The 26,237-nt window shown below is 73.4% G+C and carries 15 protein-coding genes; 9 read left to right on the forward strand and 6 right to left on the reverse strand.

Annotated elements, in window-relative coordinates; translation table 11 throughout:
- Positions 1-56 precede the first annotated feature (56 nt).
- The 3 genes from ACFXPK_RS01870 (at position 57) to ACFXPK_RS01880 (ending at position 13,370) form a co-directional block, all read left to right on the forward strand.
- A complete protein-coding gene (locus ACFXPK_RS01870) occupies positions 57-2,390 on the forward strand; it encodes an amino acid adenylation domain-containing protein (RefSeq protein WP_385070504.1) in 2,334 nt (777 codons plus the stop codon).
- Positions 2,390-11,866, forward strand: a complete 9,477-nt coding sequence (locus tag ACFXPK_RS01875; RefSeq protein ID WP_385070507.1) for an amino acid adenylation domain-containing protein — start codon at positions 2,390-2,392, stop codon at positions 11,864-11,866. The genes ACFXPK_RS01870 and ACFXPK_RS01875 overlap by 1 nt, the downstream gene beginning before the upstream one ends.
- 127 nt (positions 11,867-11,993) lie before the next feature.
- Complete coding sequence (locus ACFXPK_RS01880; RefSeq protein WP_385070510.1) at positions 11,994-13,370, forward strand: family 43 glycosylhydrolase; 1,377 nt, start codon at positions 11,994-11,996, stop codon at positions 13,368-13,370.
- Between the two features lie 13 nt (positions 13,371-13,383).
- Here ACFXPK_RS01880 and ACFXPK_RS01885 read toward each other — a convergent pair whose 3' ends face one another.
- Both ACFXPK_RS01885 and ACFXPK_RS01890 read right to left on the reverse strand, forming a co-directional pair.
- Positions 13,384-14,328 (reverse strand): formylglycine-generating enzyme family protein, encoded by a 945-nt coding sequence (locus ACFXPK_RS01885; RefSeq protein WP_385070512.1) that lies wholly within the window; start codon positions 14,326-14,328, stop codon positions 13,384-13,386.
- The gene (locus tag ACFXPK_RS01890; RefSeq protein WP_385070515.1) at positions 14,325-15,884 is read right to left on the reverse strand and encodes a sulfatase-like hydrolase/transferase; all 1,560 of its coding nucleotides are present in this window, start codon (positions 15,882-15,884) and stop codon (positions 14,325-14,327) included. Before ACFXPK_RS01890 ends, ACFXPK_RS01885 begins: the two co-directional genes overlap by 4 nt.
- Positions 15,885-16,186: 302 nt before the next feature.
- Between ACFXPK_RS01890 and ACFXPK_RS01895 the strand changes: the two genes are divergently transcribed.
- The 4 genes from ACFXPK_RS01895 to ACFXPK_RS01910 all read left to right on the forward strand — a co-directional run bounded on the left by ACFXPK_RS01895 (position 16,187) and on the right by ACFXPK_RS01910 (position 20,137).
- Positions 16,187-17,434, forward strand: coding sequence for an ROK family protein (locus ACFXPK_RS01895; RefSeq protein WP_385070518.1), 1,248 nt, complete (start codon positions 16,187-16,189; stop codon positions 17,432-17,434).
- A 16-nt stretch (positions 17,435-17,450) separates the two neighbouring features.
- Complete coding sequence (locus ACFXPK_RS01900) at positions 17,451-18,266, forward strand: ABC transporter permease (protein WP_385070521.1); 816 nt, start codon at positions 17,451-17,453, stop codon at positions 18,264-18,266.
- Positions 18,263-19,042, forward strand: a complete 780-nt coding sequence (locus ACFXPK_RS01905) for an ABC transporter ATP-binding protein (protein ID WP_385000836.1) — start codon at positions 18,263-18,265, stop codon at positions 19,040-19,042. The genes ACFXPK_RS01900 and ACFXPK_RS01905 overlap by 4 nt, the downstream gene beginning before the upstream one ends.
- Before the next feature lie 114 nt (positions 19,043-19,156).
- Positions 19,157-20,137: an aliphatic sulfonate ABC transporter substrate-binding protein gene (locus ACFXPK_RS01910; protein WP_385000833.1), complete on the forward strand. Its 981-nt coding sequence runs from the start codon at positions 19,157-19,159 to the stop codon at positions 20,135-20,137.
- A 31-nt stretch (positions 20,138-20,168) separates the two neighbouring features.
- On the opposite strand, the gene ACFXPK_RS01915 is transcribed toward ACFXPK_RS01910, so the two are convergent.
- Positions 20,169-20,705: a type 1 glutamine amidotransferase domain-containing protein gene (locus ACFXPK_RS01915; protein ID WP_385000830.1), complete on the reverse strand. Its 537-nt coding sequence runs from the start codon at positions 20,703-20,705 to the stop codon at positions 20,169-20,171.
- 318 nt (positions 20,706-21,023) lie between these two features.
- On the opposite strand from ACFXPK_RS01915, the gene ACFXPK_RS01920 reads away from it, so the two are divergent.
- Positions 21,024-21,740 carry a lysophospholipid acyltransferase family protein gene (locus tag ACFXPK_RS01920; protein WP_385070525.1) on the forward strand — a complete coding sequence of 239 codons (717 nt, stop codon included), beginning with the start codon at positions 21,024-21,026 and terminating at the stop codon, positions 21,738-21,740.
- Positions 21,741-21,825: 85 nt separating this feature from the next.
- Entirely contained in the window at positions 21,826-22,854 is a 1,029-nt protein-coding gene (locus tag ACFXPK_RS01925) for an NAD-dependent epimerase/dehydratase family protein (protein ID WP_385070679.1), read from the forward strand.
- Between the two features lie 157 nt (positions 22,855-23,011).
- Here ACFXPK_RS01925 and ACFXPK_RS01930 read toward each other — a convergent pair whose 3' ends face one another.
- The 3 genes from ACFXPK_RS01930 to ureG form a co-directional block, all read right to left on the reverse strand.
- Positions 23,012-24,607 carry an alpha/beta hydrolase gene (locus ACFXPK_RS01930; RefSeq protein WP_385070527.1) on the reverse strand — a complete coding sequence of 532 codons (1,596 nt, stop codon included), beginning with the start codon at positions 24,605-24,607 and terminating at the stop codon, positions 23,012-23,014.
- A gap of 126 nt (positions 24,608-24,733) precedes the next feature.
- Complete coding sequence (locus ACFXPK_RS01935; protein ID WP_385070530.1) at positions 24,734-25,543, reverse strand: urease accessory protein UreD; 810 nt, start codon at positions 25,541-25,543, stop codon at positions 24,734-24,736.
- Entirely contained in the window at positions 25,540-26,217 is a 678-nt protein-coding gene (gene ureG / locus ACFXPK_RS01940) for an urease accessory protein UreG (protein WP_385070533.1), read from the reverse strand. The genes ACFXPK_RS01935 and ureG overlap by 4 nt, the downstream gene beginning before the upstream one ends.
- Positions 26,218-26,237: the final 20 nt, after the last annotated feature.

The following is a 26,237-nucleotide window of genomic DNA, read 5'->3' on the forward strand; positions in this document are numbered from 1 at the left end:
CTCGCGCGCGCGCGCGCGGGGGGGCGCCCCCCCCCCCCCCCCCCCGCGGCCGGGTGGTGGGTCTGCACGCCGGGCGGTCGGCGGAGCTGGTGGTGGGGGTACTCGGCATCCTCAAGGCCGGGGCCGCCTATCTGCCGCTCGACCCCGGCCAGCCCGCCGACCGGCTGGCCGCCATGGTGGAGGACGCCCGGCCCGCGCTGGTGCTCAGCGACCTGGCCGAGCCGCCGGGGTCCTGGGCGTCGCTGACCGGGGTCGAGGCGGAGGGCGCGGGCGACGGCGCCCCCGGGGTCGCGGTCCGGCCCGCGGATCCGGCGTACGTCATCTACACCTCGGGCTCGACGGGCCGCCCCAAGGGCGTCGTGGTGACGCACGGCTCGGTGACCAACCTGTTCGACCAGTGGCTGGACCGGTTCGGGGACACCCCGGGCGAGGCGACCTCGGCCTGGTCGAGCATCGGGTTCGACGCGTCGGTGCACGAACTCCTCCTGCCGCTCACCACCGGCGCCGTACTCCATCTCGTCCCCGACGCGTTGCGGGGCGATCCCCGGGCGCTGATGGGCTGGCTGCGGGAGCACCGGGTCACGCAGGCGTTCCTGCCCCCGGCCTACGTGAAGTGGATCGACGAGGCGCCCGGGGAGCGGCTGGCGGGGCTGGCGCTGCGGCAGTTGCTGACGGGGGTGGAGTCCCTGCCCGAGATGGCGCTGTACCGGATGGGGCAGGTCCTGCCCGGTCTGCGTATCTGCTTCGGCTACGGGCCGACCGAGGCGACGCTCTACACCACGGCGTACACCGCTTTCCGGCCGCTGGAGCGGCCCTGCCCGATGGGCAGACCGCTGCCGGGCACCCGGCTCTATCTGCTGGACGAGCGGCTGCGGCCGGTGCCGCCGGGGGTGGCGGGCGAGGTCTGGGCCGCCGGGGCGAGCCTGGCGGCGGGCTACGCGCACCGCCCGGACCTGACGGCGGAACGGTTCGTGCCCGACCCCTTCGTGGCCGGGGAGCGGATGTACCGTACGGGCGATCTGGCGCGCTGGCTGCCCGACGGCAACGCCGCCTACGTCGGCCGGGTGGACGACCAGATCAAGCTGCGGGGCTTCCGGATCGAACCCGGCGAGGTGGAGGCGGCCCTGCTGGCACTGGACGGGGTACGCGAGGCGGCCGTGCTCGTCGACCGTACGGGCCCCGGGGAGCCGCGTCTGGTGGCGGGCGTCGGCCGGGGCGGGGCCGCTCCCCGTCCGCCCCACGCGTGGCGGGCGGCGCTCGCGGAGCGGCTGCCCGACTACATGATCCCCTCGGTCTTCGTCGAACTCCCGTACCTGCCGCTGAACCGGAGCGGCAAGCTGGACCGTACGGAGCTGCTGGAGCGCTCCCGGATCGCGCTGCCGTCCCAGGTCAACGCGGGGACCCCGCGCGACCGTGTGGAGATGGCGCTGCACCGGATCTGGAGCCGGCTGCTGCTCCATCCCCGGATCGGCGTCACCGACAACTTCTTCGACCTGGGCGGGACGTCGATCTCCGCCATCAAGGTGGCCCACGCCGTCCAGGAGGAGTTCGGCGAGGAGCTGCCGATCCGCGACATCCTGCTGCATCCGACCGTCGAGGCGCTGGCCGAACGGCTGCGCGAGCGGATGTCGGGGCGGCCGGGTCCGGGCGGTGCGGACGGCCCCCTCGTCGAGTTCCGCGCGGGCGACGGGCAGCGGCGGGTGGTCTGTGTCCACCCGGCCGGCGGCACCGCGTTCTGCTATCTCCCGCTGGCCGCCGCGCTGCCCCCGGAGGTCGGGGTCCAGGGCCTCCAGTCCCCCGGTCTGCACCCGGGCGAGCTGCCGCTGCCGAGCGTGGAGGCCATGGCGGAGGAGTATCTGAAACACGTCGACCCCCGACCCGGTGAGTCGCTGGTGCTGTGCGGGCTCTCGTACGGCGGTCTGGTCGCCCACGAGATGGGCCGGCGGCTGGCGGCGGCCGGACACACCCGGCTGAGTGTGGTCCTGCTCGACACCCACGGGACGGAGGACACGGCGGCGCGCACGGCGGTCGGTCCGGTGGACGCGGCCGAGTTCCGGGAGAAGCTGGTCAGGTTCAACGGGATGTACCCGGGCATCGAGGACGACCAGATCGACCGGTACTTCCGTATCTACAACCACAACCGGATGACCGCCCGGGACTATCCGCCGCCCCCGACGGCGGCCCGGCTGGTGTTCGTCCAGGCCACCGCGGACGGCGAGGACGGCTCAGAGGTACGGGAGTTCTGGCGCCGCCGGGCCGGACAGGGGTGGTCGACCCACCCGGTGGAGTGCGGCCACTGGGACATGCTGGAGAGCGACGAGGTGCCCCGGCTGGCCGAGCTGATCACCGCGGAACTGACCGGACTCGCCGACGTCGCGCTGGAGGCATGATGAGACAGGCAAGCACGCTGGCGCGAGCGGTGTACGCACAGGCGCTGCGCACCCCGGACGCGGTCGCCGTGTCCGACGGGGAGCGGCGGCTCGACTACCGTGAACTCGCCGCCGCCGGGCAGGCGGTGGCCGAGGGGCTGCGCCGCGCCGGGGTCCGTCCCGGCCAGGCGGTGGCCCTCGCGCTGCCCCGCTCCTGGCAGCAGGTCTGCGCCATGCTCGGTGTGCTGTGCGCCGGCGCCCGGGTGGTACCGCTCGATCTTCAGAGCCCGCCGGAGCGGCGCCGCCACATCCTGACCGACTCGGCGAGTGTGGCGGTGGTCCACGGCCCGGCGGCGGCCGCGGACGGCCTCCCGGACCTGGTGCGCGCTCTGCCCGGCTCCGTACGGCCGCTGCCGGTCGACGGTCTGCTCGCCACCGAACCGCCCGGGTCCGGGCAACAGGACGCTCCTGAGGGGCCGTCCACGGAGTCGGCGGTCTCCTTCCTCTTCTACACCTCGGGAACGACGGGTGTTCCCAAGGGCGTCGAGGTACGGGACGCCGGTGTCCTGCGTCTGGCGATGCCCGGTTACGTGAAGACCGCGGAGGGAGCCCGCTTCGCCGCTCTCGCCAACCCCGCCTTCGACGCGCTGAGTTTCGAGGTGTGGGTGCCGCTGCTGACCGGCGGACGCTGTGTGATCCTCGGCGACGAGGCCGTCCGTACCCCGCACGAGCTGGCCGCGGCGCTGAAGCGCGAGCGCATCGACACGGTCTTCGTCACGACGGCGCTCTTCAACGCGGTGGCCGACACCGTGCCCGACTGCTTCTCCGGGGTGGGCCAGGTCCTGATCGGCGGCGAGCAGCTCAACGCGTCCCTGATACGGCGCTGGTACGCGCACAACGCGACGAGCACGACCCGGCTCCACAACGCCTACGGGCCGACGGAGGCGACCACGTTCGCCCTGTGCCATCCCATCCCGCGCGACTTCGACGGGGACCGGATACCGATCGGACGGGCGCTGCCCGGGACCGGCACCCTGCTCGTGGTCCCCGGTACCGAGCGCACGGCCGCGCCCGGCGAGACGGCCGAACTCCTGCTCTCCGGCGCGGCACTGGCCGCCGGGTACCGCAACCTCCCCGAGGAGACCGGGCGCCGCTTCGTCCGGCTCCCCTGGCACGACGGCGGCCTGACCCGCCACTACCGCACCGGCGACCTGGTGCGCGCGGACGCCGACGGGGTCGTCGAGTACGTGGGACGCGCCGACCGCCAGGTGAAGGTCCGCGGCTTCCGGATCGAACCGGGCGAGGTGGAGCGGCGCATCGCGGCACACCCCGCCGTACGCCAGGCGTACGTGTGCACCCGCCGCGACGGCGAGCACGGGCCGAACGAACTGCTGGCGTACGTGGTGTTCGGGCGGGAGCTGTCCTTCGAGGAGTTCGACCGCCATCTCGCGGCCGAGCTGCCCGCCTACATGCGCCCGCACCATCTGCACCGGGTCGACGCCCTCCCCCTCACCACCAACGGCAAGGTCGACCAGGCGGCGCTGGTGCGCGGCGCGGCGCGGCCCTGGCGCCCCGACGGCGGTGGCGGGGAGCAGGTCGCGGTCACCGCGCGCCAGCGCGACGTGCTCGACCTGGCCTCGGGCATCCTCGGCGTCCCGGACCCGCGGCCCGAGGACCGCTGGATCGCCCTGGGCGGCGACTCGCTCAAGGCGCTGCGGCTGCGCTTCGAGGTACGGCGGCGCTGGGGCCGCGAACTGCCCCAGTCGGCCGTCCTCGACGCGAGCCTGGCCCAGATCGCCGAGGCGGTCGGCGACGCGACGGGCGACGCGGCGGGCGAGTCGGTCGATGACGCGCCCGTGCGTACGTCCGGGGCCCGCAGCGCGCCGGCCACCAGCGAGCAGCAGCGCCTGTGGTTCGTGCAGCAGCGCTCCCCCGGCTCCCGGGCCTACAGCGTGGGCCAGGCGTTCCGGCTGGACGGCGCGGTCGACGCGGTGGCCCTGCGCCGCTCGCTGCGCGGGCTGGTCGAGCGGCACGCGGCGCTCCGTACGGCGTTCGAGGCGGCGCCCGAGGGGCTGCGCCAGGTGGTGGGCGAACCGTACGACCCGTGGCACGAACCCGCACCCGGCGCGGGCGGCGACGAGGCGGGCGCGCGGGACTTCGCCGACGCGTTCTTCGGACGGCCCTTCGAGCTGTCCGAGCCGCGGATGTTCCGGGCCTGCTGGCTGCCGTGGGACGGCGGCGGGGTGCTGCTGCTGCACCTGCACCACATCGCGGTCGACGGCTGGTCCCTCAACGTGCTGCTGGCCGACCTGTCGTCGGGTTACGCCGACGCGCTCCGGGACACGGACACACGGACATCGGCGCTGACACCGGCACCGGCACCGGCACTGACATCGGCGTCGGAGTCGGCATCGGAGTCGGCGTCGGCGTCGGCCGAGCCCGTTCCGTGGCCCGAGTCCGGGGCACCCACTCCGCTCGACTACGCGGTCTGGCAGGCCGACCGGTTCGCCGGGACCGCCTACCGGGAGCAGCGCCGCGCGCTGCGCGACCACTACGCGGGCCCGGCGGTGACGGCCGGACAGCAGTCCCTGCCCGCCACCGGTCACACGCTCTCCGCCGGCCGTCTCCTGCACACCTCGCTCGACACCGGGCGCCGCGCCCGTGTGGACCGGCTCTGCGCCGAACTCGGCCTGACCCGCTTCGAGTTGCTTTTCGGCGTCTTCGCCTGCGGTCTGTACGGGGTGACCGGTATGACCCGGCCGCGGCTGGCCGGCCCCGTGGCCAACCGGCCGGTGCGGGAGTTCGAGGACAGTGTGGGGATGTTCGCCAACACCGTGCTGCTGCCGCTGACCGTGGCGCCCGGTGAAGGGCTGCGCGACCAGGTGGCGCGGCTGGGCGCCGGTGCGCGGGCGGTGCTGGAGCGGCAGGACGTGGCGCTGGCCGATGTCCTGGCCGACCGGGCGAGCACGGCGGACCCCCGTACGGGTGGTGTCGGCAGCTCGCCGTTCGACTTCCTGTTCGTGCTGGAGAACACCGACTTCGGGGCGCTGGCCCTGCCGGGGTGCGCCACCCGGCCCCTGTGGGGGGCGCCCGCCGAGGCCAAGTGCCCGATGACCCTCTCCGTGGTGGAGCGCCCGGACGGCCTCGACTGCCTGTGGGAGTACGCCGACGACCACTTCGACGCGTCCCGGATCAGCGCGCTGGCCGACCTGTTCACCCGCGCCGTCGATCTGCTCGCCGAGGGGGCGCGGATCACCCCGGCCGAACTGGCCGCACCGTACCGCCGCACCCTGCCGGAACCGGGGCGCGGGGCGACCGCGTCCCTGGCCTGGACCACGGTGGCGGAGGGATTCGCACGCCAGGTCGCCAGAACGCCCGACGCGCCCGCGCTCGACGACGGCACCCGCACGGTGACGTACGCCGGACTCGACCGGTACGCGGCGGCGCTCGCGGCCGAACTGCGCGCCGCGCACCCGCTGCCGGAGGACGACGCGCCCTGCCATGTCGCGCTCCATCTCGGCCCGTCCGTCGAGCACGTGGTGGCGCTCCTGGCGCTGGCCCGGCTCAATGTGACCGTCGTCCCGCTCGATCCGTCCTATCCGCCGGCCCTGCTGCGGCAGATCCTGGAACGGGTGCGCCCGCTGTGCGTCCTGCTCCCGCCCGGCGGGGAAGCCGCGTTCGACGCCGTCGACCCGGGGGGCCTCGCACTCCACACCGTCACCCTGTCGACGGCCCCGGCCCCGCCCGTACCCCCGCACGACGGCGCCCGCCCGCTCTACACCCTGTTCACCTCGGGCTCCACCGGTGTCCCCAAGGGCGTGCGGGTCTCCGACCGTACGCTGTGCAATCTGCTCCAGTGGCAGGCGGAGTCCGGCGGTCTCGCGGGGCCCGCCGTCACCCAGCAGTTCTCCATGCTCTCCTTCGACGTCTCCTTCCAGGAGATCTTCGGGACCCTCTGCGGCGGGGGCCGCCTCCATCTCGTACAACCCGCCTGGCGGCAGGATCCGCCGGCGCTCCTGGACCGGCTGGAGGCGGCCGGCGCGGAGCGTGTCTTCATGCCGTACGTGGCGTTGCAGCTCCTCGCCGAGCACGCCGTCCATCTCGGCCGCTACCCCTCCCGGCTGCGCGAGGTGGTGACCGCGGGCGAACAGCTCGTGTGCACCGACGCGATCCGGCGGTGGTTCGCGGGGATGCCGGGCGCCCGGCTCTTCAACCACTACGGTCCCACCGAGACGCATGTGGTGAGCGCGCTGTGCCTGGACGGGGACCCGGCGCGGTGGCCGGACCGGCCGGCCGTCGGACGGCCCGTCGCGGGCGCGGTGCTACGGGTGGTGGACCCGGCGGGCGAGCCCGTTCCGCCCGGGTGCACCGGCGATCTGCTGATCGGCGGCACGATGACGAACCGCTGCTATCTCGGTGACCCCGCGCTCAACACCGCGCGGTTCGTGGAGGTGCCCGGTCTCGGCCTGTTCTACCGCAGCGGCGACCGCGCCTCCTTCGACCGGGAGGGCCTGCTGCACTACCGGGGACGGGACGACCAGCAGATCAAGCTGAGCGGCCACCGGCTGGAGCTGGGCGAGGTGGAGGCGGCCCTGCTGCGCCACCCGGAGGTCGTACAGGCGGTGGTGGTGCGCGACGGCGAACTCCTGGTGGCCTGCCTCCAGTTCCGCGACCGGACACCGGCGGCCGGTGACACCCCGACCGTCCGGGCGCTCCGGGCGCATCTCGCGCCGCTGCTGCCACCGTACGTACGGATCGACCGCTTCCGGCGGCTGGAGGCCCTGCCGCGTACCCCCAGCGGCAAACTCGACCGGGACGGCGCGCTGCGCGCCCCCGGCGAGGAGCTGCCGAACGGCGCCGAGGGACCGGCCGGCGCAGCGACCGTACCCCCGCGGACGGAGGGTGTTCCCGGGCGGGAGGCGCTGCTGGCCGCCGCGTTCGAGGCGGCGACGGGTTCGCCCATCGGCCCCGACCAGACCTTCTTCGACGCCGGGGCGTCGAGCCTCGGCCTGATGCGCTTCCATCTGCGCTGCACCACCGAACTGGGGCTGCGCCTCACCGTCGCCGACCTGTTCGAACATGTCACCCTCCGGGCGCTGGCCCGCTTCCTCGACGGCCGGACACCCGGGGCAGAGCCGCACCCGGGCCGGGAGGGCGCGCACCGGTCCGGCGCGGCCGACGAGCCGATCGCCGTCATCGGCATGGCCGTACGGCTGCCGGGCGCCGCCGGTCTCGGCGCGTTCTGGGAGATGGTGCGGACGGGCGGCAGCGGGATCGCGTACTTCGACGCCCCCGAGGGTCTCGTCGGGGCCCGCAGCCAACTGGACGGTCCTCTCGCCTTCGACCCCGACCACTTCTCCCTCAGCCGGCAGGAGGCCAGGCTGATGGACCCCCAGCAGCGCCATCTGCTGATGAGCTGCGCGGACGCGCTGGCCCACGCGGGCATCGCCGATCCGTCCGCCCTGCGCGTGGGGCTGATCGCCGGCGCCGGGGAGAACACGTACTTCCAGTCCATGCTGCGCGAGGCCGACCCGGCGCTGCTGCCCGACACCTTCCAGCTCGCCCTCCACCACGAGAAGGACTTCCTCGCCACCAAGGCCGCCTACCACCTCGGTCTGACGGGCCCCGCCTTCACCGCCCAGGCGGCGTGCGCCAGTTCGCTGGTCGCGGTCCATCTCGCGGCCGGTCTGCTGCGCCAGGGCGACGCCGAGGTGATGCTGGCGGGCGGCGTCCTGATCGACATGGAACTGACCGGCGGCTACCGCTACCGGCCGCAGCACATCTTCTCGGCGGACGGTCACTGCCGCCCCTTCAGCGACGACGCGAGCGGCACCGTGGGCGCCAGCGGTGTCGGGGTGGTGGTCCTCAAACCGCTGAGCCTGGCCGAGCGTGACGGCGACACCGTCTACTCGGTGATCACCGGCTCGGCCCTCAACAACGACGGCTCCGACAAGCTGAGTTACAGCGCGCCCTCGCTCGGCGGCCAGCGGGAGGTGATCCGGGCGGCGCTGCGCCGCGCCGGCCGGACCGGGGCCGACCTCGGCTATGTCGAGGCGCACGGCACCGGCACCGCGCTGGGCGATCCGGTCGAGGTCGGCGCCCTGCGCCAGGCGTTCGACGTGGCGGAGTCCGGGCGGTGCGCCCTGAGTTCGGTCAAGAGCCAGATCGGGCACCTGGGCGCGGCGGCGGGGGTGGTCGGGCTGATCCGGGCCACGCTCAGCGTCCACCACGGGATCGTCCCGCCGCACTCCGACTTCCGCGCGCTCAACCCGCGGATCGGCCCGGATCCGACCCCGTTCCACATCCCCGCCGAGGCGCGGCCCTGGCCCGCCGGGCGGGACCGGGTGGCGGCGGTGAGCAGCTTCGGCATCGGTGGCACCAACGCCCATGTGATCCTCGAAGGGTCCGGTCGGAACGGTGTGTTCCGCCCGGCCGCGCCCGCCGGTGCGTCCTCCGGGATGTCCGCCGGTGTGTCCGCAGATAGTGACTCCGGTGCGTCCGCCGGTCTGCCCGCCGCCCCGCCCTGTCTGACGCTGTCGAGCAGCAGCGAGAGCGCGCTGCGCACCGACGCCGCCCGGATCGCCGACCATCTGACGGCGCACCCGGAGTCGTACGGGGCGGTGCTGCGCCATGTACAGGCGGGCCGGCCGGCCCGTCGCTGGCGGATCGCGGCGGTCTGCCGGGACGCCGCCGAGGCCGTGGAGTGGCTCCGTACGGCGGTCCCGGTCGCCGTGACCCCGGCCGGTGACCCGGTCCGCGCGAGCGACCGTACGGCCGAGGAGCTGGTACGGGCGTGGACGGCCGGGCGGCCGGTCGACTGGCCCGCCGGGCCCGCGCAGGCGCCGTGGGACTTCCCGCCGCCCGCCTTCGCGACGGCCGACTACGACTTCGCACGCGCCGCCCGCCCGGAGGGCGGCGACAGCGCTCCGACGACCGGCCCGGAGGCCGAGGAGGGTCCGCGACGGCTCCCCGAGGAGGCGTGGCTGCGCCAGCCGCAGTGGGTACGGCTGCGCCACGCCGCCACCACCGCGTCCCGCACCTCCCGGACGCTGGTGGTGGTCACGACGGACGGTCCGCCGGGGCCGGAGGCGATCCGCGCCCTCGCGGGCGCGCACGCCCGGGTGGTACCGGTCGTCGCCGCCGACGGGTTCGCGCGGCGGGACGACGGGGGGTACGAGGTCGACCCGGCCGATCCCGCGTCCCTGCGCGCACTCCTCGACGCGCTGGCGGAGGCGGGCCACGACACCGTCGACTGGCTGCACGCGCTGCCGCTGGGGCTCGAAGGGCCGGTCGGCCCCGACACGGTGGAGCGCGCCCGCTGGGCCTGCCTCGACACACCGGCCGCCCTGCTGCGGGCGGTGGCCGAGACGCCGGGAACACCGCGACTGCGCCCGTGGTGGCTGTCGTACGGGGCGAGGCCGGTCGACGGCCCGGTACGGCGGCCGGAGGCGAACCTGCTGGCCGGCGCCGCCACGGTGGCACCGCAGGAGGGGGCGGCGGCCGGGCGGTGGCTGGATCTCCCGGGCGCGGACCCGGACGGCTGGGCGACCCGGGTGGCCGCGCTGGTGGCCGCGGCCGACGACACCGACGCCGTACCCCCGCTGCCGGGGCAGCTCGCGCTGCGGCAGGGGTTCTGGTGGGAGCCGGTCACCCTGCCCGTGTCGGCGGGCTCGGACGGCACGGACGGCGTGGGCGGCGTGGAAGATCCGGCGGGCGCCGACGGTGTCCATCTCGTGCTCGGCGGTACGGGCGGGATCGGCGCCGCCGTCGCGGGCTGGCTGCTGGAGCGGACCGGCGGCCGGGTCCTGCTCCTGGCCCGTACCCCCGTACTGCCGACGGAGTTGGCGCCCTGGGCCGACCGGGTCGAGCTGATCGGCGCGGATCTGGCCGAGGCGGCGCCGGAGGAGATCGCGGACCTGATCGACGGGCGGACCACTCGACTCGACAGTGTGATCCACGCGGCCGGGGTGGCGGCGGGCGGTCTGATCGTCCGGCGCGACGCCACCGCGATGCGCGCGGCGACGGCGGCCAAGGTGGGCGGCGCGCTGCTGACGGAGCTGCTGATCGCGCGCCACCGGCCGGATCTCGCGGTCTACTGCTCCTCCATGTCGGCGCTGCTCGGCGGTGTCGGCCAGTTCGACTACGCGGCGTCCAACGCGTTGCTCGACGGCTTCGCGCACCACCGCTCCGGCGACGGGGAGACCACGGTACGGCTCACCGTCAACTGGGACGTGTGGCGCGAGGCGGGCATGGCGCTGCGGGCGCCGCGCGCGGACGCCCGCCATCAGGCGCATCTCGGGGTCGGTCTGAGCGTGGCCGAGGGGCTGCGGCTGTTCGGGCGGGCGATGGCGCTGCGGCTGCCGCAACTCCTCGTCTCCACCACGGATCTCGACGCTTCCCTGGTGTTCTACGAGGAGCCCGCGGCGGCGTCACCGGCCGCGGCGGCGGAGGCGGCGGCCACCCCCACGGAGGTCGCGGTGGCGCTGCTCACCGAGCGGCTGTGCGAGTGGATGGGGGTGGACGGGCTCGACCCGGAGGTCCCGCTCTACGACCTGGGCGCCGACTCGCTGACCATGCTGGACCTGATCAGCGAGGTCAAACGGCACTTCGGGGTCGAACTCGAACTGTCCTGGCTCAGCCACCGGGTCTCGCTCGCCGAGATCCTGGCCCGGCTGGACACAGCGCCCCGCGACGGGGCCTCCTCCGACGCCCACGCGTCCGGGGCGCACCCGTCCGGTGTGGAGGTGGAGGTCTGGCAGGAGGGCACCGGGCGCGAGGTGCTCTGTCTGGTGCACCCGGTCGGCGGCGACATCCAGGCGTACCGGTCGCTGGTCTCGGCGCTCGATCCGGCGCTGACCGTCTGCCTCATCGCCGACCCGGCGCTGCGCCGGCCGGGTGCGGCCGGGTGGACCCTGGCCGAACGGGCCCGGCACTACGACGCCGCGCTCCTCGCGCGGTTCCCCGCCGAGGAGTGGCAACTGCGGCTGGCGGGCTGGTCCTTCGGCGGCTGGGTGGCCGCGGAGATGGCCGCGGAGGCCGAGGCCGCGGGCCGGGCGGTGGCCTCGCTCGACCTGCTCGACCCGCCGCCCCCGGACTCCGGCGCGCGCTTCCAGGCGTACGACGAGACCCAGCTCGACACGGTGTTCGCGGCCGAACTCGGCCACAGCGGGGGCGCGTCGGCCGGTGAGCCGGCTCGGGCCTACGCCGAACGGCTCGCCGCGTGCTGCCGGGCCAATCTGCGCAGCATGGCCGCGCACGAGGTGCGGCGGCTCGCGGCCACCCCGGCACGGCTGTGGCTGGCGCGGCTCCCGGTGGAGGGCATGCCCTCCCTGGGGTCGCCGCAGGAGCAGTGGACGCGGTGGCGGCCGTATCTCCCGGAGCCCCGCTCCTGGCATCCGCTCGACACCACCCACTACGGCGTGGTCCGGCAGCCGTACGTGGCCACGGTGGCCGAGGCGATCAACACGGTGGCCTGCGGAACCCGGGGAAGGGGCTGATCCGGATTAATTTTCCGACCTGTTGACGAAAATCGACGCGCCTTCGCATGCTGGACCGCATGCCACCCCCAGGACGGCTTTCCGGCAGGGCACCGGCATCCTGGACGACCGAGAAGGGCGTGACCTGATGACCAGTTCAGAGAGCGAGTCGCATGTCGACCGGAGGGCCTTGCTCGCCGGTGTCGCCGGTTCCCTGGCGGTGACGGCGGTCCTCCCGGTGGCCGCCGCGCAGGCGGCGTCCGCGGACGCCGGGGCGGCGCGGACGGTGCCCCCGCGGGGCGCGCCGGGCGGGCGCCACCCGTCGAACCGGCCCGCCCTGGAGCCGTACGGTCTCGCGGACGCGGGGCCGGACCTGTGGCCGCGCGAGGACAACTCCTTCGTCCTCCCGCTCGAACTGCGCCCCCGCGACAAGGCGCGCGGCCAGGTCTGGATGCGGGACACCTACGTCAACTGCTTCGTCGTCGACGGCCGTCCGCTGTACGTGGCCACCGGCACCACCCGGGTACCCGGGCTCGAAGCGGCGGGACCGTGGAACGACGGCATCTTCGTCTGGACGGCCCGGTCCCTGCGGGGGCCGTGGAAGCTGGCCGACACGACCCGGATCCGGCCCGGCGCCGAGAAGGGCAAGGTGTGGTCGCCGGAGTTCACCGGCGAGAACCGGCCCGGCCGTACGGTGGTCGCGCCGTGGCAGGAGTACTGGTACGACGACCGCTTCGGCAAGCGCGGCCAGGCATGGGCGCCGGAGCTCCACCACGTACGCGGCACGTGGTACATGGTGGCGTGCATGGGCGACCACTCCCGCAAGGTCGGTTCGTTCATGCTGGTGAGCGAGGGCGGTGTGGAGGGCCCGTACCGGCTCGTGGAGGGCAATCTCGACAAGCCGTTCGGGGACCCGTTCATCGGGGGTCCCTCGTTCATCGAGCCGGGCGCGTACCACCACATCGACGGCAGCCTCTACGCGGAGGGGGACGACGCCTGGCTCGTGCTCCACAACGACCTGTACGCGAAGTTCCGGGGCGACATGGAGGACATCGTCACCCCCACGGACCTCCCGAGGTTCCGGCAGACCCCGTACACGCCCGAGCCGTATCTCGAAGGCGCCTACGTGTTCAAGCACGGAGGCAAGTACTACCTGCTGCACGCCGCGTGGGACCGGACCTCGATCGATGCCGACGGGAGTCCCCGGTACGCGTACGCCCCGCCCGGCGAAGGACGGGTGCAGTACCAGTACGACGCGATCGTCGCCGTCGCGGACCGCTTCGAGGGGCCGTACTCGAAGCGGTGGACCGCGGGGGTCGCCGCCGGGCACAACAACTTCTTCGTGGACAGCGGCGGCGACCTGTGGGGGACCTTCTTCCGAAACCCCAACTTCGGCTACTGGTCCCACCCTTCGCGGATCGCGGACGCCGCGGTGCCCGGGGTGGTCCGGCTGGAGTGGACAGGGCCGAAGGGCAACCGGCTGTACGTCCGGCGCGCCGACGGGGGCCGCGGGAGCGGCGCCTGACCGCGCGGGGAGGTCAGGGAGCGGACCGGGCCACGCGGAAGCCGAGGTTTCCCGTGGTGCTGTCCGGGGTGTTGGCGGTGCGTGCGGCGACGCGGTAGCGGTTGCAGTACGAGTGGTGGCACAGGTACGAGCCGCCGCGCATCGCCCGCAGCCCCGGCGCCCCCGGGTGCCAGAGGTCCGCCGTCCACTCCCAGACGTTGCCCGAGACGTTGAACAGCCCGTAACCGTTGGGCGGGTAGGCGTGCACCGGTGCGGTGCCCGCGTACCCGTCCTCGGCGGTGTCGGTGCCGGGGAACTCGCCCTGCCAGATGTTGCAGCGGTGGGCGCCGCCGGGGGTGAGTTCGTCGCCCCACGGGTAGCGGGCCTGGTCGAGGCCGCCGCGCGCCGCGTACTCCCACTCCGCCTCGGTCGGCAGACGCCCGCCGTCCCAGGCGCAGAAGGCGGCGGCGTCCGCCCAGCTCACATGGGTGACCGGATGGTCCCAGCGCCCGTCCAGCACACTGCCGGGCCCCTCGGGAGCGTCCCAGCGGGCGCCCTCCACACCGCGCCACCACGGGGTGGCGGCCGGGCGCGGCGAGGCCGCGCGCAGCGGCTCGGGGAGGAACGCCGCGAAGACATAGCTCCAGCCGAAGTGTTCGGCGTCGGTGCGGTGGCCGGTCGCCCGGACGAAGGAGTCGAAGCGCGCGTTGGTCACGGCGTGGGCGTCCAGGGCGAACGGGCCCACGGTGACCTCGCGCACCGGGCCTTCCCCGTCGCCCGGGTTCACGTCGCCGTCCTCGCTGCCCATCCGGAAGGTACCGCCGAGCAGTTCGACCGGGGTGCGGTACGCGGCGGCCGCGCCGCCCGTCCCCGGCGCGACCGCCGGGGCCGTCTCCCTCGCCGGGCCGGCGGCTTCGGCCGGCCGGCGGGCGGGCGCGCAGCAGGAGCCGGTCACCGCCCCCGGGTCCGCCGGACTCACGCGTGCTCCTGCCGCGTCCGCTCCGGCGCGGGGTCGCCGGCGGGTTCGTTCTCGAACGCCGAGAGCGTGGTGTCGTAGTCGGTCTCCACGTCGTACATGGGTGTCATCCAGTGGAAGAAGTTGTCGCCCCGCTCGCGCAGCAGCCGGTAGAGCGTGCGGGTCAGTTCGGCCCGTACGTCCCGCAGTTCGGGATGGTCGTAGCGGTTGTGCAGCTCGTCGGGGTCGGTGGTGAGGTCGTACAGCTCGTTGTGCGACTCGGGGTTGACCACCAGCTTGTGGCGGGGCGTGCGCAGCATGCGCTGGGGGTAGGGGAAGTGGTGGCCGTGGAACTCGGCGAGGTGGTGCTGGTCCCACTCCGGCCGCTCGCCGGTGGCCAGGGGCACCAGGCTGCGGCTGTCGACGGCCGGCGCCGTGTCGCTCCCGGCGAGGTCGAGGATGGTGGCGGTGCAGTCGGTGAGGGAGACGAACTCGTCCCGCACCTGACCGCCCGGCCCGCCGGGGACCTTCAGGAGACCGGGGATCCGGTAGATGTCCTCGTACATCGCCGGGCCCTTGTCGTGCAGCCGGTGGGAGCCGGTGAACTCACCGTGGTCCGCGGTGAAGAACACCGCGGTGTGCTCCTCCAGACCCAGCTCGCGCACCGCGTCGAGGATCCGTCCGATCTGCTCGTCGATGAGGGTCACGTACCCCCAGTAGACGGCGATCAGCTTGCGGCTCTCCTCCAGCGGCATCGTGTCGAAGGCCCACAGCTTGCTGTAGTTGCTCTGCACCGGCGGCTTGGCCTCGAAGGTCTCGCCGACCGAGGCGGGCAGTTCGACGAGGGCGGGGTCGTACAGGTCGTAGTACGCGTCGGGGAGGATGTAGGGCAGGTGGGGGCCGAAGAAGTGGGTGGCCAGGAAGAACGGCCGCTCCGCGCCGTCCCCTGATCCCGCCCCGGACCCCGTCGCGGCGCCCTCGCCGGCTCCCCCGGGGCTCGTTCCGACCCCGTCCGCGACCCAGCGGCGCAGCATCTCGATGGTGCGGGTGGCGAGGTAGTACTCGAAGGTCGCCTCCACCGGCTGGTGCAGCCGGGCGGCGAGGAGGTTGCCGGGGCTGCCGTTGGGGGTGGTGCCGCGTACGGGGTCGGTGATGCGGTACGGCGGCAGCCCGTGCTCCGCCAGGTAGGCGAGGTAGTCCGGGTGGTCCACCGGGTTGTGCCAGCCCGCCAGGTCGGGGCCCTCGAAGCCGTAGTCGGCGGCGGTCCGCCGCACTCCCCCGTGCCACTTGCCCATCAGCCCCAGCCGGTATCCCTCGGCACCGAGTTGTCCGGCGAAGGTGAACTGGTCATCGGCGAGGTCCTCCAGATAGCCCACATTGCGCTCGTAGTTGGCCAGCAGCTTGTGACGGAACGGCGCGGCGCCGGTGAGCAGACTGGCGCGGGCGGGGGTGCAGATCGCGGTGGGGGTGTAGCAGCGGTCGAACCGGGTTCCCTCGGCCGCGAGCCGGTCCAGGTTCGGGGTGCGGACGTGCGGGTTTCCGTAGGCGCCGAGGGTGTCCACCCGGTGCTGGTCGGTCATGAGGAAGAGCATGTTGGGGCGCACGGGGACCCTTTCGGTTCGGTCGGTCCGGGGTCGGTGGAAGCGGCCGGGACGGGGCGGCGGGACGGGGCGATCTTGACCGGTCCTCCGCGAGGCATGTTCCGGCCCGTACAAGATTTATGTCAATGGTGCGAACAATAATCATGTCCCCGGCCGCCTCTTCCCGGACCTCCACAGGTCCAACGCCGCTGCGGGGAGCCGGTGGAGAGGCACCCACCCGGTCGCGAGGGGCCGGGAATTCCTTTGTTCCGGCTCATTGACGAAAAAGGTGGGGGCTCCCCATGCTGTTCGGCATGCAGGCACACGACGGTCCGCTGACGCGGCTGCGCAAGAGCCATGAGCAGTCCGTCCTCGACCTCCTCCGCAAGCACGGACCGCTCAGCCGGGCCGAGTTGTCCACGCACTGCGGGCTGTCCCGGACCACGCTGTACGACATCGTCGCCGGTCTGGTGGACGGCGGCGCGGTCGTCACCTCGACCCCCCGGGCGGAGGTGCGCCGACGCGGCAGGCCGGTGGAGAAGCTCAGCCTCAACCCGGACGCCGGGGAGGCGATCGGCATCGACTTCGCCCGCCGGGCCATCCATGTCTCGGCGGTCAACGTCGCCCACGAGGTGATCGGTTCGGCCAGCGAGGCGCACGCCCCGGGCCTCACCTGGCCCCAGCGGGCGGACATCGCCGAACGTCTCCTGGGCTCCCTCGGCGGCCCGCCCCGGGCCGCCGGGCCCACCGACCACGCCCCCCGGCGCTCCACGCTGCGGCTCGGTCTGCTCAGCGCGATCGGGGTCGGCGTGGTCGGGCCCGTCGTCGACGCCGACGGTGCGGACCCGGCCGCCCGGGGGCGCGGCACCGACGGCCTCTCCGCGCTGCTGCGCGAGCGGTTCGGCGTGCCGGTGCTGCTCGACAACAACACCCGGCTGGCCGCCCTCGCCGAGACCGTGTACGGCGCCGCCGCCGACAGCGGGGACGTGCTGTATCTGCGGCTCTCCCACGGGGTGGGCGGCGGCCTGGTGATGGGCGGCCGGCTGCACCGCGGGACACAGGGCATGTCGGGCGAGTTCGGCCACATCACCGTCGACCCCGAGGGGGCGCCCTGCGAGTGCGGCGGCACCGGCTGTCTGGAGACCGTCGCCTCCCTCGACGCCGTACTGCACCGCTACCGCTCGGCGGGCGGCCGGGCCGACGGCATCTCCGCGTTCCTGGCAGCCGCCGCGTCCGGCGACGGGCGCGCGCTCACGGTGCTGGAACGCGCCGGCACCGACATCGGCACCGTACTGGCCGCCGTGTGCAACGCGGTCGGCCCCGGTGTCATCGTCATCGGCGGCGAACTCGCCCAGGCGGGCCCGGCCCTCTTCGAGCCCGTGGAGCGGGCCCTGCGCACCCGGGTCATGCCGATGGTCAGCCACCGCGTGCGGGTACGGCCCGCCACCCTCGGCGACGCCGGCAGCGCGCTGGGCGGCATCGCCCTCGTCCTCCGCGAATCCCCCTTGCTCTCCCGCTATCCGCAGCCCGTCACCGAGGAGCACGCGTGAACCCAGGCAGGCACCCATGGCCGTGACCGTCCCTCCGGAGAAGACCGCCACGGTCCGCGACCCGCGGCGCGCCGAACGCCGCACCCGGCGGCGGCCGTTGGCCCTCAATGTCCTCGCGCTCCTGGCCGGCGCCCTGGTCTGGGCGGTGGTGGCCGCGCTCGGACTGGTCGAGAATCTGCCGACGCCGCTCGCCGTGGCGCGGAAGGCCGGGGAGATGACCGCCGACGGCACCCTGGCGACCGATACGCTCGCCAGCCTGCGCCGGGTCTTCCTCGGCTACGCCCTCGGTGTGGTCGTGGCCGTGCCCGTGGGTTTCCTCATGGGCTGGTACCCGGTGGTGCGCGCCGTCGTCGAGCCGTACATCCAGTTCTTCCGCACCATCCCGCCGCTCGCGCTCATCCCGCTGACGGTGGTGCTGCTCGGCATCGGGGAGGTCCCGAAGATCGCGGTGATCTGTCTCGCCTCCTTCATGGCCTGCGTCGTCGCCTCCTTCCAGGGTGTCGTCGACGTGGACCGCACGCTCATCAACGCCGCCCGGGTCCTGGGCGCGTCGGACCGGGTCATCTTCGCCAAGGTGGTCATCCCGGCCTCCACACCGTTCATCCTCGTCGGTATGCGCATCGGGCTCGGCGCCTCGTGGGCGACGGTGGTCGCGGCCGAACTGATCGGCGCGCAGGAGGGGTTGGGCTACCGGATGCAGAAGGCGTCCACCTGGTTCGAGATGGACACCATCTTCGTGTCCCTGATCACCATCGGCGTGCTCGGCCTGCTCATGGACCGGCTGCTGCTGCTCGCCGAACGACGGCTCACCGGCTGGCAGGAGCGACGATGAACCCCAAGATCAGTTTTCAGGACGTGGTGAAGACCTTCCCGCTCAAGGGGGCCGAGTTCACCGCGCTGGACGGGGTGTCCCTGGACATCGCCGACCAGGAGTTCGTCACCGTCGTCGGCCCGTCCGGCTGCGGCAAGAGCACACTGATGAGCATGGCCGCCGGCCTCCAGGAGCCCAGCTCGGGCCGGGTGCTGGTGGACGGCGAACCGGTGAGCGGCCCCGGGCCCGACCGGGGGGTGATCTTCCAGCAGTACGCGCTCTTCCCCTGGTTGACGGTGCGTCAGAACGTGGAGTTCGGTCTCCGGCTCGCCTCGCTCCCCGCGGAGGAGCGGCGCCGCCGGGCCGACCGGGCGATCGCCCTGGTCGGACTCGACGCCTTCGCCGACGCCCTCCCGAAGACGCTCTCGGGCGGCATGAAACAGCGCTGCGCCATCGCCCGCGCGTACGCCGTGGACCCGCGGGTCCTTCTCATGGACGAGCCGTTCGGGGCGCTCGACGCCCTCACCCGGGTGCAGTTGCAGGACCAGCTCCTGGCGACCTGGAGCCGCGAGAAGCGGACCGTGCTCTTCATCACCCACGACGTCGACGAGGCCGTCTACCTGGCGGGCCGGGTGGTGGTCATGGCCGCCAGGCCCGGCCGCGTCCACCGCGTCATCGACGTGGACCTGCCGTATCCCCGTACCGAGGAGATCCGGCTCTCCGCCGAGTTCCGGCGGATCCGGAACGCGGTGTGGACCTCCGTACACCACCAGGAGAACGCCGCCCCCGTCCCGTAACCGCCCAACGGGCCGGACCGGGCCGCCGCCCGGGGCCCCTTCCCGCACTCGAACGCGCCCTCCCGCGCGCCGCGCACGTGGTTCCCCTCCCTTTCCCGTAAGGACAATCCCGTCATGCCCGGAAGCTCCCTCCGCCGCGCTCTGCCGGCGCTCCTCTCCGCAACGGTCCTCACCCTCACCCTGAACGCGTGCTCCGGCGGCGCCTCCGACGACGACACCGTCGACTTCGGCTACATCGGCGACTACAACGGCGCCAGTCTGCTGGCCATCGCCGAGGACCAGGGGCTGTGGAAGAAACAGGGACTCACCGCACGGACCAAGGTGTTCAACAACGGACCGGTGCAGATCCAGGCGCTGGGCTCCGGCGACCTCGACTACGGCTACATCGGCCCCGGCGCGATGTGGCTGCCCGCCTCCGGCAAGGCGAAGGTCGTCTCCGTCAACACGTACACCTACGCCGACCGCGTCATCGCCCAGCCCGGCATCAGGACGATGAAGGACCTCAAGGGCAAGCGGGTCGGTGTCCCCGAGGGCACGTCCGGCGACATGATCCTCAACATCGCGCTGGAGAAGGCCGGGATGACCACGGGGGACATCCAGAAGATCGCCATGGACCCGTCCACCGTGGTGTCGGCCTTCACCTCGGGAAAGATCGACGGCGCGGGCATCTTCTACCCCTCCATCGACACCATCAGGAAGAAGGTCCCGGATCTGGAGGAGGTGGCGAGCACCAAGGAGACCGGGGACGCCTTCCCCACCGCCTTCGTCGCCGGGAACAAGGTGCCCGAGGCCAAGAACAGCAAGGTCGTCAAGGTGTTGCAGCAGGCCAACGACTGGCGCGCGCGGCACCCCGAGGAGTCGGTCGCCCTGGTGGCCGGGATGCTCAAGGTCAGCGAGGCACAGGCGAAGGCGGACGCCTCGCACGTCGAGACCTTCACCACCGACGAACTCGTGGCGAAGACCGGGAACGGCGAGATCGCCCGCGCGCTGAGCAAGCTCGGGGACCTCTTCGTCCACAACAAGCAGTTGGAGAAGAACCCCGACCCCGCCGAGTTCTACGACGGCGACCTCTACCGCAAGGTGCACGCCGGATGATCCACGGCGGGCCGGGGCGCCCGGCCCGCCGTCAGACGTCCTTGAACACCTGGACGAAGGTGTCGCAGAACGCCTTGAGGTCGTCCGGCTTACGGCTGGTGACCAGGGTGCTGGGCCTGGCGGTGCAGACCTTGACCTGCTCGTCGACCCACGTGCCCCCGGCGTTGCCGATGTCGGTCCGCAGGCTGGGCCAGGAGGTGAGGGTACGCCCGCGCACCGCGTCGGCCTCGATGAGCGTCCAGGGCGCGTGGCAGATGGCCGCGACCGGCTTGCCGGAGTCGAAGAACCCCCGGACGAACTCCACGGCGCGCCGGTCCGTGCGGAGCGCGTCGGGGTTGGCGACCCCGCCGGGCAGCACGAGACCGTCGTACTCGCCGGGCCGGGCCGCGTCCAGGTCCTTGTCCACGGGGAAGGTGTCGGCCTTGTCCAGATGGTCGAACGCCTGGATCGTGCCCTGCCGCGTCGACACGAGCTGCGGCGTGCCCCCGGCGGCGAGCACGGCCTCCCAGGGCTCGGTCAGCTCCACCTGCTCGACACCTTCCGGGGCTACGAGAAATGCGACGCGCATGATGATGTGTTCCTCCTGGTTCCTGGTACGGATCCCCCGCCTCCTTGGACCGAGGGTCCTCGCACCGGGGCTCCTCGGCTCCTCGGACTGAGCTGAACGGGTACCCGACCGGACCGGGCGTGACACGCGCCCCGGGGCGGTCGGCTCGGCCGGCCCCTCCCCGACCGGTCGGACGGCGTCGCGCCGTCCCCGACCTGCCCCGCTGTCGCGGACGGTTACAACCGGCGGCACCCGCACATACACTTGCGACCGCCGGAACCCCGTTGACCTGGGACAACGCCGTCCTGTGGCCGGTCGGGCCAGTGAGGAGCGCTCCCCTTGTTCTACTACGTGCTGAAATACGTGCTGTTGGGACCGCTGCTGCGGTTGCTCTTCCGGCCCAGGATCGAGGGTCTGGAGCACATCCCCGCCGAGGGCGCGGCGATCGTCGCGGGGAACCACCTCTCCTTCTCCGACCATTTCCTGATGCCCGCCATCATCAAACGGCGTATCACCTTCCTCGCCAAGGCGGAGTACTTCACGGGCCCCGGGATCAAGGGGCGGCTGACGGCCTTCTTCTTCCGCAGCGCCGGGCAGATCCCGGTGGACCGTTCGGGCAAGGAGGCGGGGCAGGCGGCCATCCGGGAAGGGCTGGGGGTGCTCTCCGAGGAGGAGTTGCTGGGGATCTATCCGGAGGGGACGCGCTCGCACGACGGCCGGCTCTACAAGGGCAAGGTGGGGGTCGCCGTGATGGCGATCAAGGGGCAGGTGCCGGTGGTGCCCTGTGCGATGGTCGGGACCTTCGAGATCCAGCCTCCCGGGCAGGTCCTGCCGAGGATCCGGCAGGTGACGATCCGGTTCGGTGAGCCGCTGGACTTCTCGCGGTACGCCGGGCTGGAGAACCAGAAGGCGGCGGTACGCGCGGTCACCGACGAGATCATGTACGCGATCCTCGGGCTGTCCGGACAGGAGTACGTCGACCGGTACGCGGCCGACGTGAAGGCGGAGCAGGCCAAGGCCGCTCCGGCCAGGAAGTTCCCCCGGCCGCGTCGCTGAGAGCAGATCCGCCACCGGCGAAAGGCTCTGGGCCCCGGCCGCTCCCGCCTCTAGCGTCCCTCCTATGACCAGGGGAAACGCAGTGGTGATCGGTGCGACAGGGCAGGTGGGACGGGCCGCGGTGCGCGCGCTCGCCGAGGACGGCTGGGAGGTGTGCGCGGTCTCGCTCGGCGGAGGCGCGGACGCCACCTGGCCCGACGGGGTGCGGACCGTACGGCTGGACCGGGAGGACGACGCGGCGCCGGCCGCGGTGGTGGGTGACGGGTGCGACGTGCTCGTGGACGTGGTGGCGTTCGGCGGGGCCCATGCCCGGCAGCTCGCCTCACTGGCGGGGCGGATCGGCTCGGCCGTGGTGATCTCCAGCGGGGCGGTGTACGAGGACGACGCGGGCCGCAGCCTCGACACACAGGGCGAGCCGGGCGGCGCCCCGCGGCTCCCGGTGCCGCTCTCCGAGACGCAGCGCACGGTGGCGCCGGGTGAGACGACGTACGCCACCCGGAAGGTGCTGATGGAGCGGGAGTTGACGGCGGCGGGCGACGCGCTGCCGGTGACACTGCTGCGGCCGGGCGCGATCCACGGCCCGCACTGCCGCTCCCCGCGTGAGCTGTACTTCGTGCAGCGGCTGCTGGACGGCCGCGAGCGGCGTGTGCTGGCGTACGGCGGCCGGAGCCGCTTCCATCCCGCGCACGTCTCGAACGTCGCGGAGCTGATCAGGCTGGCCGCGCGGAGGCCGGGATCGCGGGTGCTGAACGCCGGGGATCCGCAGGCGCCGACGGTGGCGGAGATCGGCGCGGCGATCGACGCGGTGATGGGCCGGGAGACCAGGACGGTGCTGGTGGAGGGGGCTCCGCCGGACGGCGGTGTCGGCGACACGCCGTGGAGCCTGGAGCATCCGGTCGTCTACGACATGAGCGCGGCGGAGCGGGAGTTGGGGTACCGGCCGGTGACGGGGTACGTGGAATCGCTGCCGGAGACCGTCGCGTGGCTGGTGGGCCGGGTGCGCGAGCGGGGGTGGGAGGCGGCGTTCCCCCGGATGGTCACGTCGTACGGACGGGACGCCCTCTTCGGGTACGCGGCGGAGGACGCCTGGCTGGAGCGGGCGGCGCACGCGTGAGGGGCGGCCGGGGCGGGCGGCGCACCGTGCGAGACGTGTGAGGCGCGGCCGGCACACCGGGCGAGACGTGTGGGGCGCGGCCGGCACACCGTGTCAGGCGCCTGAGGGGCGGCCGGTTCCGGACGGCCGCCCCTCGTTCACCGCGGTGCGGCCGTCCCTACGGCTTGGGGGTGGCGTGCGGGGCGCACGTCACGTCCGCGCTGTCCACCGCGCCCGTCAGGAGGTACGCCTTCACCCGGTCGTTGATGCACGGGTTCACCAGGTTGGTGATGCCGTGCGAACCGGCGTCGCGCTCGGTGATCAGGCGCGAGCCCTTGAACCGCTTGTGCAGTTCGACGGCGCCCCCGTACGGCGTGGCGGCGTCCCGGGTGGACTGGGTGATCAGCACCGGCGGCAGCCCCTTGCCGGTCTTCACGTCCACCGGGGTCTGCTGCTTGACGCCCCAGGTGGAGCACGGCAGGTTCATCCAGGTGTTGGACCAGGTGAGGAACGGGTGGTCGCGGTGGAGCCGGGTGGTGTCCCGGTCCCACCTCTGCCAACTGGAGGGCCACTTGGCGTCGGTGCACTCGACGGCGGTGTAGACCGCGTTGCCGTTCTCCGACTTGGCGTTGCCCACGGTGTCGGAGAGGTCGGGCGAGCCGGCGTCGATGAGCGGCTGCGGGTCCCCGGCGACGTACTTGCTCCAGAGGGTCGCGGTGGACACCCACGAGGAGTCGTAGTACGGGGCGCTCTGGAACACACCGAGGAGTTCGGCGGGGCCGACCACACCGCCGAGCGGGCTCTTCTTGGCGGTGGCGCGCAGGGTGTCCCACTGCCCCCGCACCTTGGCGGTGGTGTCACCGATGTGGAAGGTGGCGTCGTTCTTGGCGACCCACTCCAGCCAGTCGGTGAAGCGGGTCTCGAAGGCGACGTCCTGGTCCAGGTTGGCCTGGTACCAGATCTTCTCCTTCGACGGGTTGACCACACTGTCCACGACCATCCGGCGCACATGCGACGGGAAGAGCGTGCCGTAGACCGCGCCGAGGTAGGTGCCGTAGGAGACGCCCAGGTAGTTGAGCTTCTTCTCGCCCAGGGCGGCCCGCACGACATCGAGGTCACGTGCCGTGTTGGGGGTCGTCATGTGCGGCAGCATCCAGCCGCTGCGCTCCTTGCAGCCGTCGGCGTACTCGGCCGCCAGCTTCCGCTGCGCGCGCTTGTCGGCCTCGCTGTCCGGGACCGGGTCGGCCTTCGGTGCCTTGACGAACTCCTGCGGGTCGACGCAGGAGATGGGCGTCGAGCGGCCCACCCCGCGCGGGTCGAAGCCGACGAAGTCGTACGCCTTGGCGGCGTCGGCCCAGACGGCGTTCTTGGTGACGACGCGGCGCGGGAAGGCCAGGCCGGAGCCGCCGGGACCACCGGGGTTGTAGATCAGGGCGCCCTGGCGTTCGTCCTCGGTGCCGGTGGAGCCGATGCGGTCGACGGCGATCTTGATCTGCCGGCCGTGGGGCTTGGCGTAGTCGAGCGGGACGCTGACGTAGCCGCACTGGATGGGCTTCTCCAGCGCCCAGTCGGCCGGGCAGTCCTGCCAGTCGATGCCCTTCTTCGCGGCGCGCTCGGCGGCGGTCTTCGCGCCGTACGCCGTCGGGTCGACCTGGTGGCGACCGCCGGCGGTCGCCGCCGGAGCGGCGATGGCGCCCGCTATGAGCGTGCCGGCGAGCAGTGTGCCTGCCGAGCCGAGCACTGCGGTGCGTCTCACGTGGTACCTCCCCCTCATGGAGCGCCGCCCGCTCGGCGGCGCTGTTACGTGCGAGCTTCCCGGATCCTTTCGCCTGTGAGGCCGTCGGGAACAGGCCGGATGGGGATTTCTTTACCCAACCAATAACCGGTGAGCCGCCTCCGCTCAGCGGTACGCCACCTCCGCGGTGCCGTACGGAAGCTCCTCGGGCGGGCCGGTGGGCGGGGGCCCCGACAGGGTGTCGAGCAGGCCGGCCAGTGCCTCGTCCAGGGTCCGGCGCAGCAGCAGCGCGTCCGGGGCTAGCGCCGTGACGAGCGCGCCGGGACCGGCGAGCGGGGTGCGTACGGCGGTGTCGCCCAGCAGCAGCGGTGTCACCGGATTTGCCTCGAACCCGGGTGCCACCACGAGGAGTTGGCCGACGGCCCGGAGGCCGGCGAGGACCGCGGGGCCGTCCCAGCCGGCCGGCGCGCCGGGGCCGCAGGCGAGTTCCTGGTCGAGGAGGGGGCGGCCGGCGCGGCGTACCGTGAGCCGGCTGAACAGGGTACCGGGGGCCTCGCCGTGGCGGCCGAGGATCTGTTCCTCGCGCACCACCAGCCGGGCGGTGGGGGCCAGTTCGACGTGGGTGCGCATACGCAGCTCGCTGCCGTAGGCGGAGATGAGCTGTTCGGGCAGCCAGCGCAGCTCCGCGTGCTCGCCCACGGTCAGCCGTACGTCGTAGTGGGCGGGCGCGGGCACCCTGCTGGGCAGGGCGACGGTCGCCGCGGCGGCGTCCACGGTGAGCGTGGCCCCCTCCCGCGCCTCGGCCTCGACGGCGAGCCGGTCGCCGCCGAGCGGTGCGGTCATGGCGCCGACGACGGTGACCCGGCTGCCGGGTCCGCCGGCCCGGGTGCGGCGCGGTGCGAGCGGCCCCTCCCCGGTGAGTACGGGCAGCCCGGTGCGGGTGGCGACGATCCGGGCGGTGGCGCGGACGCTCATGCGGTCCAGTCGGCGAGCCGGCCGAGCACCCAGTCGGCGACGGGCCGCACCCCGTCCTCGCTCTTCAACGACGTGAAGACGACGGGGAGTTCGCCGCGCTGCTCCTGTGCGTCGCGGGCCATCCTGCCGAGGTCGGAGCCGACGTACGGGGCGAGGTCGGTCTTGTTGACGACGAGCAGGTCGGCGGTGGTGACGCCGGGGCCGCCCTTGCGCGGGATGTCGTCGCCGCCCGCCACGTCGATGACGAAGATCTGGGCGTCGACGAGCCCTTTGGAGAAGGTGGCGGTGAGGTTGTCGCCACCGGACTCGACGAGGATCAGGTCGAGTGGTCCGACGGCGTCCTCCAGGTCCTCGACGGCTTCGAGGTTGGCGGAGATGTCGTCGCGGATCGCGGTGTGCGGGCAGGCGCCGGTCTCCACGGCCTGGATCCGCTCGGGCGGCAGGACGGCGTGGCGCAGGAGGAACGCGGCGTCCTCGCGGGTGTAGATGTCGTTGGTGACGACGGCGAGGGAGAGCCGGTCGCGCAGGGTGCGGCAGAGCGCGGCGACGGTCGCCGTCTTGCCGGAGCCGACGGGCCCGCCGAGCCCGATGCGCAGGGCGCGGCGCCGCCCGTCGGGGCGTACGGCGTCGGCGGAGACGGCCGCCGGGCCCGCGTGGCCGTGGTCGAGATGCATGGTGCGGCTCCGGTGGATGA

Origin of the sequence: Streptomyces sp. NPDC059142, assembly GCF_042755665.1 — a bacterium.
Classification (GTDB): Bacteria; Actinomycetota; Actinomycetes; order Streptomycetales; family Streptomycetaceae; genus Streptomyces.

Coding starts and splice junctions, on each gene's coding strand:
- ACFXPK_RS01915 (WP_385000830.1), bottom strand. CDS start 20,705: ATGCGCGTCGCATTTCTCGTAGCCCCGGAAGGTGTCGAGCAGGTGGAG.
- ACFXPK_RS01905 (WP_385000836.1), top strand. CDS start 18,263: ATGAACCCCAAGATCAGTTTTCAGGACGTGGTGAAGACCTTCCCGCTC.
- ACFXPK_RS01900 (WP_385070521.1), top strand. CDS start 17,451: ATGGCCGTGACCGTCCCTCCGGAGAAGACCGCCACGGTCCGCGACCCG.
- ACFXPK_RS01890 (WP_385070515.1), bottom strand. CDS start 15,884: ATGACCGACCAGCACCGGGTGGACACCCTCGGCGCCTACGGAAACCCG.
- ureG (WP_385070533.1), bottom strand. CDS start 26,217: ATGCATCTCGACCACGGCCACGCGGGCCCGGCGGCCGTCTCCGCCGAC.
- ACFXPK_RS01935 (WP_385070530.1), bottom strand. CDS start 25,543: ATGAGCGTCCGCGCCACCGCCCGGATCGTCGCCACCCGCACCGGGCTG.
- ACFXPK_RS01895 (WP_385070518.1), top strand. CDS start 16,187: ATGCTGTTCGGCATGCAGGCACACGACGGTCCGCTGACGCGGCTGCGC.
- ACFXPK_RS01875 (WP_385070507.1), top strand. CDS start 2,390: ATGAGACAGGCAAGCACGCTGGCGCGAGCGGTGTACGCACAGGCGCTG.
- ACFXPK_RS01880 (WP_385070510.1), top strand. CDS start 11,994: ATGACCAGTTCAGAGAGCGAGTCGCATGTCGACCGGAGGGCCTTGCTC.
- ACFXPK_RS01930 (WP_385070527.1), bottom strand. CDS start 24,607: ATGAGGGGGAGGTACCACGTGAGACGCACCGCAGTGCTCGGCTCGGCA.
- ACFXPK_RS01910 (WP_385000833.1), top strand. CDS start 19,157: ATGCCCGGAAGCTCCCTCCGCCGCGCTCTGCCGGCGCTCCTCTCCGCA.